Source organism: Tessaracoccus pujii (assembly GCF_055326215.1).
The window spans coordinates 1-11,916 of sequence record NZ_JBUZNP010000007.1 but is presented as its reverse complement, the minus strand read 5'-3'; the positions used below and the strand labels follow the sequence as shown (position 1 = coordinate 11,916).

The 11,916-nt window shown below is 68.8% G+C and carries 11 protein-coding genes; 3 read left to right on the top strand and 8 right to left on the bottom strand.

The window, feature by feature from the left end; translation table 11 throughout:
* Window positions 1-82: 82 nt before the first annotated feature.
* Genes ACZK5N_RS10965 through ACZK5N_RS10945 form a run of 5 tightly spaced genes read right to left on the bottom strand, consistent with a single transcriptional unit; the run spans window position 83 to window position 6,257 of the window.
* Window positions 83-1,792 carry a hypothetical protein gene (locus tag ACZK5N_RS10965; RefSeq protein ID WP_463624945.1) on the bottom strand — a complete coding sequence of 570 codons (1,710 nt, stop codon included), beginning with the start codon at window positions 1,790-1,792 and terminating at the stop codon, window positions 83-85.
* Window positions 1,789-3,216, bottom strand: coding sequence for a YlbE family protein (locus tag ACZK5N_RS10960; RefSeq protein WP_463624944.1), 1,428 nt, complete (start codon window positions 3,214-3,216; stop codon window positions 1,789-1,791). Before ACZK5N_RS10960 ends, ACZK5N_RS10965 begins: the two co-directional genes overlap by 4 nt.
* On the bottom strand, window positions 3,216-4,769 hold the full coding sequence (gene fdrA / locus ACZK5N_RS10955) for an acyl-CoA synthetase FdrA (RefSeq protein ID WP_463624943.1): 1,554 nt from the start codon (window positions 4,767-4,769) through the stop codon (window positions 3,216-3,218). Before fdrA ends, ACZK5N_RS10960 begins: the two co-directional genes overlap by 1 nt.
* On the bottom strand, window positions 4,766-5,617 hold the full coding sequence (locus ACZK5N_RS10950) for an oxamate carbamoyltransferase subunit AllH family protein (RefSeq protein WP_463624942.1): 852 nt from the start codon (window positions 5,615-5,617) through the stop codon (window positions 4,766-4,768). Before ACZK5N_RS10950 ends, fdrA begins: the two co-directional genes overlap by 4 nt.
* A gap of 31 nt (window positions 5,618-5,648) precedes the next feature.
* Entirely contained in the window at window positions 5,649-6,257 is a 609-nt protein-coding gene (locus tag ACZK5N_RS10945; RefSeq protein ID WP_463624941.1) for an ankyrin repeat domain-containing protein, read from the bottom strand.
* Between the two features lie 62 nt (window positions 6,258-6,319).
* On the opposite strand from ACZK5N_RS10945, the gene ACZK5N_RS10940 reads away from it, so the two are divergent.
* On the top strand, window positions 6,320-7,252 hold the full coding sequence (locus ACZK5N_RS10940) for a carbamate kinase (protein WP_463624940.1): 933 nt from the start codon (window positions 6,320-6,322) through the stop codon (window positions 7,250-7,252).
* Here ACZK5N_RS10940 and ACZK5N_RS10935 read toward each other — a convergent pair.
* The 3 genes from ACZK5N_RS10935 to ACZK5N_RS10925 all read right to left on the bottom strand — a co-directional run bounded on the left by ACZK5N_RS10935 (window position 7,249) and on the right by ACZK5N_RS10925 (window position 9,192).
* Entirely contained in the window at window positions 7,249-7,932 is a 684-nt protein-coding gene (locus tag ACZK5N_RS10935) for a GntR family transcriptional regulator (RefSeq protein ID WP_463624939.1), read from the bottom strand. The genes ACZK5N_RS10940 and ACZK5N_RS10935 overlap by 4 nt on opposite strands.
* 206 nt (window positions 7,933-8,138) lie before the next feature.
* The gene (locus tag ACZK5N_RS10930) at window positions 8,139-8,687 is read right to left on the bottom strand and encodes a DUF488 domain-containing protein (RefSeq protein ID WP_463624938.1); all 549 of its coding nucleotides are present in this window, start codon (window positions 8,685-8,687) and stop codon (window positions 8,139-8,141) included.
* 25 nt (window positions 8,688-8,712) lie between these two features.
* On the bottom strand, window positions 8,713-9,192 hold the full coding sequence (locus tag ACZK5N_RS10925) for an HNH endonuclease (protein ID WP_463624937.1): 480 nt from the start codon (window positions 9,190-9,192) through the stop codon (window positions 8,713-8,715).
* 263 nt (window positions 9,193-9,455) lie between these two features.
* Between ACZK5N_RS10925 and istA the strand changes: the two genes are divergently transcribed.
* Both istA and istB read left to right on the top strand, forming a co-directional pair.
* Window positions 9,456-10,982: an IS21 family transposase gene (gene istA / locus ACZK5N_RS10920; RefSeq protein ID WP_459017652.1), complete on the top strand. Its 1,527-nt coding sequence runs from the start codon at window positions 9,456-9,458 to the stop codon at window positions 10,980-10,982.
* Window positions 10,979-11,782: an IS21-like element helper ATPase IstB gene (gene istB, locus ACZK5N_RS10915; RefSeq protein WP_459017651.1), complete on the top strand. Its 804-nt coding sequence runs from the start codon at window positions 10,979-10,981 to the stop codon at window positions 11,780-11,782. The genes istA and istB overlap by 4 nt, the downstream gene beginning before the upstream one ends.
* Window positions 11,783-11,916: the final 134 nt, after the last annotated feature.

The window sequence follows — 11,916 nt, the reverse complement described above, 5'->3', positions numbered from 1 at the left end:
ACAGAGGGTTTGTGTGACCACTCATGGGGGGGAGGGCGAGGTGCCACGCGACGAGACAACCATTCGTGCTTTCAGACCTGGATCACACGCGAGCGCGTCCCACCTCGGGATCGGCGTCAGCGACCGGAGCGCGTTCGGTACCGTCCACCAGCGGGTCGCTGGTCGCGTCTGCGGTGGCGACGGCGGCTGGCGCGACGCTCACGGCATGGGCAGGGGCGTTGTCGTGGGGCTGGACGTCGGCGATCCCGGGGTCACGCTTGTCGAGCGCCCACTTGAGGACGAACAGCGCCGCCACCATCGCGTAGGCGATGAGGAAGTTGGTGGGCCGCTCCCCACCGAGGACCGGCCTGGCCTCGTGGATGATCCCGAAGAAGGCCAGTGCGCCACCCACCGCCGCGCTGACGGCCGCCGAGACGGGGCGGTTCCGGATGGCGAAGATCGCGATACAGCCCCAGATCAGTGAGGTCAGAGGTGCACCGTTGCCCAGCGCGTAGAGACCCGTGTAGTTCGTCCCGGTCGCTTCGAGCGCCGGGAATCCGACCTCTCCGGCGTTGGTCTTCAGCGCCCGCATCACGTTGCCCGCCAGGGCGAGGCCCCAGTTGGCGATCCAGGGGAACAGGGCGATGAAGATCACCGGAATCTCGATGCGCGGCGTCTCCCGCACCGCCTGGTTGGCGGTCACGACACCGATGAAGATGAGGATCGGCGCAATGGCCGCGAGGGGAATGATCGACAGCAGGAGGCTGCCGAGGCTGAAGAGTCCCACCAGCAGCATCGCCACACCGTTCAGCAGCGTGTAGCCCACGCCCGCGCCCATGGTTTTGTAAGCCGAGTGGCCCACGTAGACCGTGACGGGGAACGGGCTGCCGAAGATGTTCCCGACAAGGCCGGAGCCTGCGTCGGCCAGGATCACCGGGCGGGTCGGGTAGGGATCGCCCTCGGTATGGGCGGACTCGATGTTCTCGATGTCGAAGACGAAGTTGGCCAAAGCCAGGGGCACCGCCGAGGCGACGTACGGCAGGGCCACCGCGAAGTACTCCCAGATCTCGTTGACGTGGACCTGCGGCGGCGTGAAGCCGGCGCCGGCCAGGGCCTCACGGATCGCCTCCGGCGACATGAGCCCGAAGGCCCAGCCCAGGGCGGTGCCGACGACGAGGAGGATCAGGCCGGTGGGGATGTTCTTGAAGATCGGCGACTTGCCGAACCAGTTCATGAAGATCAACGCCAGCACCACGAACGCGACGACCGGGGTGGCGAAGGACTGCAGCATCGGGTTCATGGCCAGGAGCAGCAGGCCAAGACCGCCGAGGCAGGCCAACAGCACGGTTCGGGGGACGGCGCGGCGAAGCGAGTCGCCGAGGAATGCGCCCGCGAACAGGATCATGTTCTCGATGAAGCCCCACACCAGCGCGATACCGATGGCCAGGTTCGCGTCGTTGGTTGTGGTGTACACCGGCAGGAGAACCAGGAAGGTGATCGTGAAGATCGCCGGCGCGGCTGGGCCCGACGGCAGGGCCGTGATGTCGGTGCGCCCCAGCTTGCGGGCCAGCCTGTTGGCGAAGAACACGTAGGAGCACGATGCCACGAACACCCCGAGACCGAACGCCGGGACGATGCGCCCGAACACGATCTCATGCGGCAGCCCCACCACGAACGTGAGGAGGGCGATGACCGTCAGCAGGTTGGTGAGGTTGTTGGTGAAGAGGGCGAAGAAGGCGGCGAGGTCGCCCTTCTGCCAGAGCGGGAGGGCCATCCGGCCCGCAGCGCGGGGGGATGCGGTGGTGGTGGTCACTGCGAGAACCTTTCGGCTAGGGCCAGCGTTGCCTGGTGGAAGGCTTCGGCCGGCGGATGGGTGAGCCCAGCGCCGATCATGCCGATGCCGGCCTCCTTGTGGGCGATGGCGGTGTTGATGATCGGCAGGATGCCGGTCTCCTCGACCTTGCGGACGTCGATGCCCGTGGCGGTTCCACGGAAGCCGAGGATGGGGATGGTGAGGGCTGCGTTGAAGCCCTCGGTGATCTCGGACATGGTCCGGGAGTACTCGATGGCCTCGGAGACGGTGCCGCCCACGAGGGGGACGATCGCCGGGGCGCAGGCCATGGCGAAGCCGCCGATGCCGTAGGTCTCGGTGATGGCCGAGTCGCCGATGTCGAGGCCGCGGTCGTCGACGGTGAACCCCGCGAACAGGGGACCCTCGACGATCTGCGCGGGTCCGGTGAACCAGGTACCCTCGCCGGTGCCGGCTACGCGGATGCCGAACTCGACGCCGTTGCGGGCCATCGTCGTGACGATGGTGGAGTCCTTGATGTTCTGTGCGGAATCCATGGCTGCCTTGGAGGCGGCCATCCACGTCGGGCCGGAGAAGTAGTCCGACGATGCGACGAAATTGAAGACGTCCTGCTTGTCCTTGGTCGAGAACCCGGACTCGAGGATGTGCGGGGCGAGCGCCTGGATGAGCAGGGTGGTGCCGGCGTTGTTGCGGTTGTGCGCCTCGTCGCCCATGTGGAGCGCCTGGGCGAGCATCATCCGCAGGTCGATCTCCTTGGCCGAGACCATGGCGTCGCGGAGAATGGGACCGAAGACGTCGCGCATCCAGTTGAGCCGGTCGATGACCGACTGGTCGTTGGCGCCCATCCGTAGGATCTTGGCGAGCTGCTCGGACAGGTTGGTGTAGGCGTAGTTGCCGTGCGGGCGATTCTCGACGATGTGCATGAACATCGACGCCGAGGTGACGCCCGCCATGGAGCCGACGGCGTTGTGCTCGTGGCACGGCGAGTAGGTGATCTCGCCGGAGCCGGCGAGCTCGTACGCCTCGTCGAGGTCCTTCGCCAGGCCCTCGAACACCAGCGCGCCGGTGACGGCGCCCTTCATGGCGCCGGCCATCCGGTCGAACTCGATGGGCGGGCCGGCGTGCAGGATGGTGGTCTTGGTCATGCCCGGCACGACGTCGAGGGCCTGGCCGAAGCCCACGAGGATGGGCTGTGAGGTGACGATCCGCTCCAGCGCGATCTTGTTGGCCGCGTTGATCCGCTCGGCGATGTCGCTGCGGGAGAGGACGTTCAACGCCTCCATGACGTCGGGGCGGCCGCCACCCGGAGGCGTCCAGTCGAGGTGGGTCACGTGCGCGCCCTGCGTCCTGATGTCGTCGGCGAACATCGAGGCGCCGACGTTGACGACGTTCAGGGGCTTGCCGAGGAGTCCGGCGATGCTGCTCATCAGTTGTTGTCCTTCCAGACGAATTCGCGGGCGAGGAGGCCGGTGTTGGTCGACGACGACGCCCAGGTGCACCCGGCGTCGACGAGCTTGGCGACCTGCTCCTCCAGGTTCTGCGGATCGGTTTCGGTGCCGAGCACGTAGGCCAGAATCTCCAGGTGGCGACCCTCGGCGGCGGCCTTGGCCTTGGCCTCCTTGATGGCCGGCACCATGACGCCGGCCGGGTCGGGGTTGGCGCCGTAGCCCAGCACAACGTCCATGACGATGACGCCCACCTCCGGGTCGGCCGCCTCCTCCTTGAACCGCGCGATGCGGTTGGAGGGGTCGATCATCGGGTGCGGCTTGCCGTTGGTGAACTCGTCCTCGCCGAAGTCGAGGAACGTGTGCGCCTTCGACGGGTCGGTGCCCGACAGCTTGAAGTCGGCTTCCTTGCGGATGTTGGCGTACACGTCCTCGTACTTCTCCATGGCGAGGAACATGGCCTCGTCGCAGATGGTGCCGCCGCAGTAGAGGGCGCGGATGTACTTCTGCTCGGGGGTGAGCTTGGCGCGCACCTCCTCGATGAGCGGCCAGTTGAGGGAGTGGAGGTCGAGGTCCTCCTCCTTCACGCCGGTGGCGAGCACGGCGGCGAGCGCCGCGGGCTTGGTGCGGTTGAACAGCTCGATCCCCTTGGCCCTCGCCGAGGCGATGAGGGCCTCGGAGGCGCCGAGGAAGCAGACGACGACGGGCTTGGTGCTGTGCGCGAGGCGGTCGAGGACCTTCTCGGCCACCTCGGCTGCCGGGGGCTTGGAGACCACGACGATGACGTCGGTGCCGGGGTCCGCCTCGAGGGCGTCGATGCCGTCGAGCATCATGATGCCGCCCACCTCGGCCGAGAGGTCGCGGCCGCCCGTGCCGAGCAGGTGGGAGATGCCGCCGGTGAAGTCGTGGATCCGGACGCTCATCTCCTGGCTGCCGGTGCCCGACGCGCCGACGATGCCGATCCGGCCGCGGCGCACGTTGTTGGCGAAGCAGAGCGAGACGCCGTTGATGATCGCGGTGCCGCAGTCTGGCCCCATCATGAGAAGGCCCTTGTCGTGGGCCTTCTTCTTCAGCTCGATCTCGTCGTCGATGGAGACGTTGTCGGAGAACAGCATGACGTGAAGGCCGGCGTCGAGGGCCTGATGAGCCTCGCGGGCGGCGAAGGCGCCGTTGACCGAGATCACCGCGACATTGGCGTCGGGCCGCCCGGAGGCTGCGGAGGCGACGGTGCGGAACGTGACGTCGCCGTCGTCGTCCTGCGGCTTGCGGACGAGGAGGTCCTGGATCCCCTCCATGGCGGCGTCGGCGTTCTCGTCGGTGTCCGCGACGGCGATGAGGATGAGGTCTCCGGGGGTGAGCGCCGCCATCTCGTCGGTGAGGAGGCCCTGGTTGCTGAGGATCTCCTTGTTCATCGCGGTGGCCATGGCGGCGACGGCGTTGGTCACGCCGGGCAGGGCGTTGGCCTTGGTGGACAGCGACATGAGCGACACCGAATCGACGTAGGTGCCTCTCTTGATCAGGGTGCGGGTGGTCATTGCGCTCCTTGTGGGGTGGTGGTGAGGTGGGCGGCTGCCAGCAGCCCGAGTGCCATGTCGGTGCCCGACGAGTGGCCCACGTCGGCGAGGGCGGCGAGCGCCTCGTCGAGGCCGGGCCCCGGTGGGCGGGTGAGGGCCGCCAGGAGGCGGTGCAGGGGATCGATGGCCCGCCCCTGCAGTGCGTTGCGGAGGATGCTGAGCGACACGTCGACGGTGGCGCCGGGGCGGGCAGCGTCGTCCACGGCGGCGGTGGCCGTGCCGAGGTGGTCGGGCGCGTGGTGGGCGGCGAGGACGAAGCCGGTGAGCCAGTCGTCGCCCGAGGGCGTGAGTCCTTGCCCGAGGCCGAGGAGGCGGGCGGCGGCGCGGCGGGCGTCGTCGAGATGGCCCCGGGTGACGGCGTCGGTGAAGTCGCGGGTGCGGGCGTCGAGCTCGGCCGCGACGGCCGCCAGGAACAGGGTCTCGGCGCCGGGCGTCGGGCCGTCGCCGAGGCGGACGCCGACGAGGCGGGCGGCCAGCTCGTCGACGGAGTCGCGGCGAATCGGCCCGTCGAGCCGGGTGGGGTGCCAGGGGGTGGCGCGGGTGAGGTCGAGGTCGAGGCCGCCGAGCAGCAGGCGGGTGGCCGTCAGCTCGCCCTGCTGCCCGGGCCGGAGCTCCAGGCCCTCGAAGGTGCGGAGGTCGGTGACGACGGTGCTGGGGCCGGCGGGCTTGGAGGCCGCGACGAGCGTGACCAGACCCGCGGACGTCGCGAGGTTCGCCGCCTTCGCGAACACGGAGTGGATGCTCACCGCTCCGGTCACGGACGGGAACACCCCCCTGTCCACGGTGGTGGCGATACCTGTGCGCGTCATTGCGTCTGTCCCCGGCCTTTCGTCCCGGCGGTCAGGCGAGCGCCGCGCGGAGGATCTCGGCGATCTCGGTGAACCCGAGGCGTTCGGCGTGGGCGAGCGGTGGGACGCCGAGCTCGTCGACCATCGTCGGGTCGGCGCCGTTGTCCACTAGGAGCTGGACGATCTGCTGCTGCACGGGGCCGCCGTCGCGCAGGAGGATGGCCTCGAGGAGGGCCGTCCAGCCGCACAGGTTGGTGTGGTTGAGGTTGATGTCGGTCTCCTCGGTGAGGTACCGGACCACCTCGAGGTGCCCCTTCTCCGCAGCCGGGTGGATGCCCTTGCCGTAGAAGCGGGTGGTGCGCTCGAGGTCGGTGCCCGCCTCGACCGTGAGCCGGACGAGCTCCGGGTTACCGGAGATGCAGCCCCAGAGGAAGGGGTTGAGGCAGATCTGGTCTTGGCGGTCGATGTCGGCACCGGCTGCGACGAGGTGGCGGACGGCGTCGAGGCGGCCTGCCTTCGCCGCGATGAGGATCGCCGTGCGGCCGACGGTATCGGTGGCGTCGACGTCGGCTCCGGAGGCGAGGGCGGCGTCGATCTGCTCGAGGGTCGCGGTGGCGGCGAGGGTGGGCCACTCGTCGGATCGCTGCGGAGGAGTCCTCATGTGTCTCTCTTCATTGGGTCGAGCACTTCTGCGGGCTGGTATGTATATGGTATACCAACTACATGCGCATCGTACTAGCCCTCGGCGGTAACGCCCTCACCGGGGTCAATGAATCGGTCAGAGTCGACCACCAGATCGCCGCCGTCGAGGCCGCGGCCGGCCAGGTCGCCCAGCTCGTCGCCCAGGGGCACCAGCTGCTGCTGTCGCACGGCAACGGCCCCCAGGTCGGCAACATCCTCGCAAAGAACGACATCGCGGCCTACTTCCTCTCCCCTGTCCCGCTTGACTGGTGCGTGGCCAACACGCAGGGGTCGATCGGCTTCATCCTGCTCAACGCCCTGAACGGGGCGCTCCAGGAGCAGGGGCTGGACATCTCGCCCACAGTGGTCGTGTCGCGGACCGTGGTTGACCCCGCGGATCCCGCGTTCAGCAACCCCACCAAGCCCATCGGCCGGCACGCGGACGTCGAGACCGCCGAGCGGCTGATCAAGCTCGGCCAGACGTGGGTGGACCACGGCGACGCCGGCTGGCGGCGCGTCGTGCCCAGCCCCCGCCCGCTGCGGATCATCGAGGCGCCGGCGATCTCCGCGTTGCTCGACGGAGGATTCCTCGTCGTGGGCGGCGGCGGTGGCGGCATCCCCGTCGTCGAGAAGTCGCCCGGCCACTTCGCCGGGGTGGAGGCCGTCATCGACAAGGACCTCAACTCGGTCCTGCTCGCCGATCAGATCTCGGCCGACACGCTGGTGCTCGCCACCAACGTCGACAACGCATGGCTCGACTGGGGCACCGACCACGCCCGCGCCATCGGCGAGATCGACGTGGCGACGATGCGCAGGCACCAGGCAGACGGCCAGTTCCCCGCCGGATCGATGGGCCCCAAGGTCGACGCGGTGTGCTCCTTCGTCGAGGCCACCGGGGGTCGCGGCATCATCACGCGTTTGGAGAGCATCACCGACGCGGTAGCCGGCCGGGCCGGCACCGTCGTGACCCCTTAAGCGCCTGAGACGGCCTGGCGGTCCTGGAATAGCACTGACAACGCCAGTTGCTTGCTTGTGGTGACGTGGCTGGTGGCGACGGCGCGTGCCCGCTCCACGTCGCCCGAGGCGATGGCATCCATGATGTCGCGGTGCTCCCGGCAGACGAGGTTGACGTCGTCGTTCTGCCGCAGGATCCAGTTGAGCCGGTTCTTCAGCGGCCTGAGCACTCCGGCGAGGGTGTCGTTATGGGAGGCCTCGACGAGGATCTCGTGGAAGCGGGCGTTGGCGGCGTTTACGGCCTCGGCATCGCCGGCACGGGCCCCGCTCTCCGCGGCCTCCACGCTCTCGCGCATCCGGTCGACCTCCTCCCGCGACGCCCGCCTCGCCGCCAACACGCACTCCTGCACCTCCAGGGCCTCGCGGACCTCGAAGATCTCGTCGAGCAGATCCGGCTGCAGCTCTGTGACCACCGCGCCCCGCCGCGGTACGAGCGTGACGAACCCCTCGGAGGCGAGGGATCGGATGGCCTCACGGATGGGGATGCGCGAGATGCCCGTGTCGTCGGAGAGGTCGCGCTCCTTGAGCCGGTGCCCTGGAGGGAAGTCGCCGCTGGCGATGCGCGTGCGGATGTAGTCCTGGGCGACGTCCACCAGCGAAGGCACCGTGTCGACCACCTGCCGCGGCGCGCCCACCGTCATGACTACCCCTTCCGACTTCTAGACCGAAGAGTAGCCTCATCTACCAGGCGCGCGTCCCGTCAGGCGCGACGCCGCTTTCGTCTCAACGCCTGGCTCAGGTCCCGACGCCAGCCCTAGAGCGCAGGCGCCTGGAGGCCGCCAGCCGAAATATGCGACGCCTGCGCTGGAGTGCTGGCGAGCCGCAGTTCGGCCGGCGCGTCCCCGCTTCAATCCACGCTGGGCGGGTCACCCGGATAGATCACCCGCTCCAAGCGATCCACCACCGGCGCCGCGCCCCACTGGCCCAGCCTGTGTGGGCGTGGGGCCGGCTCACCCATCAGGTGCCAAACGGACCAGCCGCGTGCGGTCAGTGTGTTGGAGATCAGGAGCCTGTGGCATCGCCAGGGCATGGGTTCGCCGCACATCACCACGGTCCTAGTGCGGCTGGCGAGCCCCGTCAGTCTGGTGAGTCCATCCTCGTACTCCTGGGTCATCGTGTAGTCGGCGTAGTTCCTGAAGCTCGCGTTCCTCCAGCCGCTGTTGAGCGTCGGGTCGCCCGCTTGCTGGCGGCGTCGCCCACCCAGCTCGGCGACGTGCAGGTAGGCGATCCCGGCGTCGGGGAGCCACTGCGCCATGGCGTCGCTCCCGAACTGGGGGGTGCGGCGCGACCCAGGATGAGCCCGAACGTCGACAAGCAGCCCGATGCCCTGCTCACGCAAGGGCTGGAGGAACTCCGTTACAGGGCTGGTCCAGTGACCGATGGTCCAGATCGGCATGCCTCGCACGCTACGCGAGCATAATTCAGCCGGCGGCCGCGACATCCGTCAGCGCGACATCATTGCCCGTGAGCACTGGCGGCTGGCCCGTCACGGCGGAAGCCTCGAAGCCTCCGGAACGTACAAGACCGCGTCTCGAGGCCATCGGCGGTATCTCAGTCAACGCGTCAGTGAGTACTGCGGCGATCTCCCACTGGCGGATCAGGAACGACTCCTCGTCGAGACGCTTCCGCCGCAGCCACCCCGTCACCTCGCTGTTGCACTTGCTGGTGTTGCAGCTGCGGCAGGCGGGCACGACGTTGTCGAGGGTGTAGCGGCCGCCGCGGGAGATCGGCAGCACGCAGTCCTTCTGCAGCGGCACGTCGACGGCGCCGCAGTAGGCGCACCCTCCCCAGGCTGCACAGATCGCACCCCACTGCGCCGCGGTCAGGTCCTGGATCTGGCTGCCCAACCGCCGCTGCCGACGACGGGCGGACCGCTGCTTCCTCGTCCGCGCCGCTGCCATGCCAGCAGGCTATTGCCCAACCCTCGCGTTCGGCCGCAATCCCGCTCCAAAGGCGCGATGGGTCGGACCTGTGTCGGCGGACACGGAAAAATGCCCAGTGACGGTCATGTAGTTGCCCGCTGGCGGTCATGAAATCTGCCCGGTGGTGGCCATGGGATCTGCCCGACACGACATCCGTTGCCTGCCGCGTCCGCGGTCGGCGTCCCTTCCTCGAGTGCGATGAGTGGTGCTGAAGCACTGTTCGTCACCCGGGAAGGGACATCTTGAAGTCTGCCGAGGAAATCATGGAAATCTTGGATGCTTACGATCTGACCGGGTCGTTGCGTGACACCGCCGAGTTGGTGGGGTGTTCCCATCACACGGTGAAACGCTATGTGGAGGCCCGCGACAAGCTGGGTGGCCCGCCGTCGGGGACGGCCCGCCGGCCGCAGTTGATCGACGACTACCTGGAGAAGGTCGAGGAGTGGGTCGAGCGGTCGAAGGGGAAGGTCCGCGCCGACAGGGTCCACCAGAAGCTGGAGTGGCTGGGCTACACCGGCTCGGAGCGCACCACCCGCCGAGCGGTCGCGGCCGCGAAGACCGCGTTCCGGGTCGGGAACCGCCGGGTTCATCGGCCGTGGGTGACCGAGCCCGGGATGTGGTTGCAGTACGACTACGGCGACGGGCCGTTGATCGACGGGGTCAAGACGGTCCTGTTCGTCGCCTGGGTCGCGTGGTCGAGATTCCGGGTGGTGCTGCCGCTGCGGGACAAGACCCTGCCCTCGGTGTTCGCCGCCTTGGATGTCACGTTCCGCCGGATCGGGGGCGTCCCGACGTATGTGTTGACCGACAACGAGAAGACCGTCACCAGTGAGCACATCGCCGGGATCCCGGTCCGGAACCAGCAGCTGGTCGCCTTCGCCTCGCATTATGCGGTGACGGTTCACACATGTGTTCCGGCGGACCCGGCGAGCAAGGGCGGCACCGAATCATCGGTGAAGCTCGCGAAGGCCGACCTGGTGCCCACCGACGCCAACCTGCGCGACGCCTACGACACGTTCGCCGACCTCGAAGCCGCCTGCGAGGCGTTCTGCGACTTGGTCAACGCCCGCCCGCATCGGGTCACCCGCCGGGCCCCGGCCGAGATGCTGGCCGAGGAACGCCCACGGTTGCATCCTGTCGCCGCGGCGCCGTTCACGGTCGCGTTCGGGACCACGAGGGTGGTGCCGGACAACACGCCGATGGTGAACTTCGAACACGGCCAGTACTCCGTCCCTCACCGGCTCTGCGGCGAGACGGTCTGGGTCCGCGTCCACGGCCGCGGCGCGGATGAGCAGATCGTGATCTGCCACCTCGACGACGCGGGCCCGGTCGAGGTCGCCCGCCACCGACGCGCCACCCCAGGCACGCCGATGCTTGAGGGGCTGCATTTCCCGCCCGCCCCGGCCGGGGCCCTGGAGCGGTCACCCAGGGCGAAGACGGTCGCTGACACCGAGTTCCTCGCCCTCGGTGAAGGGGCGCGGATCTGGCTGGTCGAGGCCGCTCACGCGGGCACCGGGAAGATGCGGGTCAAGATGGCCGCCGCGGTCCAGCTGGCACGCCTGTTCAACCCCGCCGACGTCGACTGGGCCTTGGGGCATGCCGCCGTCCACGGCCGCTTCGCCGAGGCCGACCTCGCCTCCATCCTCGACCACCACCGCAGCCGACCCCACCCCCAACAGCTGCAGGCCAGCGAGGACCAGTCCCTGACCCAAGGCACCCGCGGCTGGGCCACCTACGGCACCAACCCCGCCCAGGAGATCGCCTCATGACCGCACCGAAGGTCGCCGTCCCCGTCGCGGGAGTCCCGGTCGCCCCGCCGCTACCGGCCGATCTGGAAGGCCTGCTGCGCCGGATGCGGTTGCCCTACATGCGGGCCCAGGCACCTGACATCCTCGCCACCGCCCGAGCGCAACGCTGGGACCCCGCCGAAATCATCAAGGCCCTCCTCATCGAAGAGGTCACCGGAAGGGAACGCTCCGCGCTCGCCACCCGCCGCACCGCCGCCGGGTTCCCCACCGGGAAAACCTTCGACGCCTGGCAGCCGACCGCCTCATCGATCCCGGCCCCCACCCAACAAGCACTCCGGACCCTGGAATGGGTCGGTCGGCGGGAGAACCTCGTCGTCTGCGGCCCCTCCGGCACCGGGAAGACGTTCTTCCTCGAAGCACTCGGCCAACACGCCGTCGAACAAGGACTACGCGTCGCCTGGTTCACCCTCGAAGACCTCGGCCTCCTGCTGCGCCGGCACCGCGCCGACGACACCGTGTCGAAAGCCATCGCCCGGATCCTGCGCGCCGACGTCGTCGTCGTCGATGACATCGGCCTGCTGCCCGTGTCCCACGACGCCGCCGAGGGCCTCTACCGCTTGGTCGACGCCGCCTACGAGAAACGCTCCGTCGCGATCAGCTCCAACCTCCACCCCGCCGGCTTCGACGAACTCATGCCCAAAACGCTGGCCACCGCCACCGTCGACCGGCTCCTCCACCACGCCCACGTCTGCCAAACCAGCGGCGACAGCGTCCGCCTCACCCAAGCACTCGCCGGCCGGGGGGTGACCCCCTTGCACTAACCACGCCCTCGACCGAGGTGGATGGCCAACAACCCCCTGGGGCAGATCCCATGGCCACCACCGGGCACTTCTCGTGACCGCTACCGGGCAGGTTTCATGTCCGCCTCCGGGCAGAAACCAGTGGCCCTTGACAG

What these genes read in the sequence shown, in the direction of transcription:
- ACZK5N_RS10960 (WP_463624944.1), bottom strand. Translation starts at nt 3,216, where the DNA reads ATGAGCAGCATCGCCGGACTCCTCGGCAAGCCCCTGAACGTCGTCAAC.
- fdrA (WP_463624943.1), bottom strand. Translation starts at nt 4,769, where the DNA reads ATGACCACCCGCACCCTGATCAAGAGAGGCACCTACGTCGATTCGGTG.
- ACZK5N_RS10940 (WP_463624940.1), top strand. Translation starts at nt 6,320, where the DNA reads ATGCGCATCGTACTAGCCCTCGGCGGTAACGCCCTCACCGGGGTCAAT.
- ACZK5N_RS10945 (WP_463624941.1), bottom strand. Translation starts at nt 6,257, where the DNA reads ATGAGGACTCCTCCGCAGCGATCCGACGAGTGGCCCACCCTCGCCGCC.
- istB (WP_459017651.1), top strand. Translation starts at nt 10,979, where the DNA reads ATGACCGCACCGAAGGTCGCCGTCCCCGTCGCGGGAGTCCCGGTCGCC.
- ACZK5N_RS10950 (WP_463624942.1), bottom strand. Translation starts at nt 5,617, where the DNA reads ATGACGCGCACAGGTATCGCCACCACCGTGGACAGGGGGGTGTTCCCG.
- ACZK5N_RS10925 (WP_463624937.1), bottom strand. Translation starts at nt 9,192, where the DNA reads ATGGCAGCGGCGCGGACGAGGAAGCAGCGGTCCGCCCGTCGTCGGCAG.
- ACZK5N_RS10935 (WP_463624939.1), bottom strand. Translation starts at nt 7,932, where the DNA reads ATGACGGTGGGCGCGCCGCGGCAGGTGGTCGACACGGTGCCTTCGCTG.
- ACZK5N_RS10930 (WP_463624938.1), bottom strand. Translation starts at nt 8,687, where the DNA reads ATGCCGATCTGGACCATCGGTCACTGGACCAGCCCTGTAACGGAGTTC.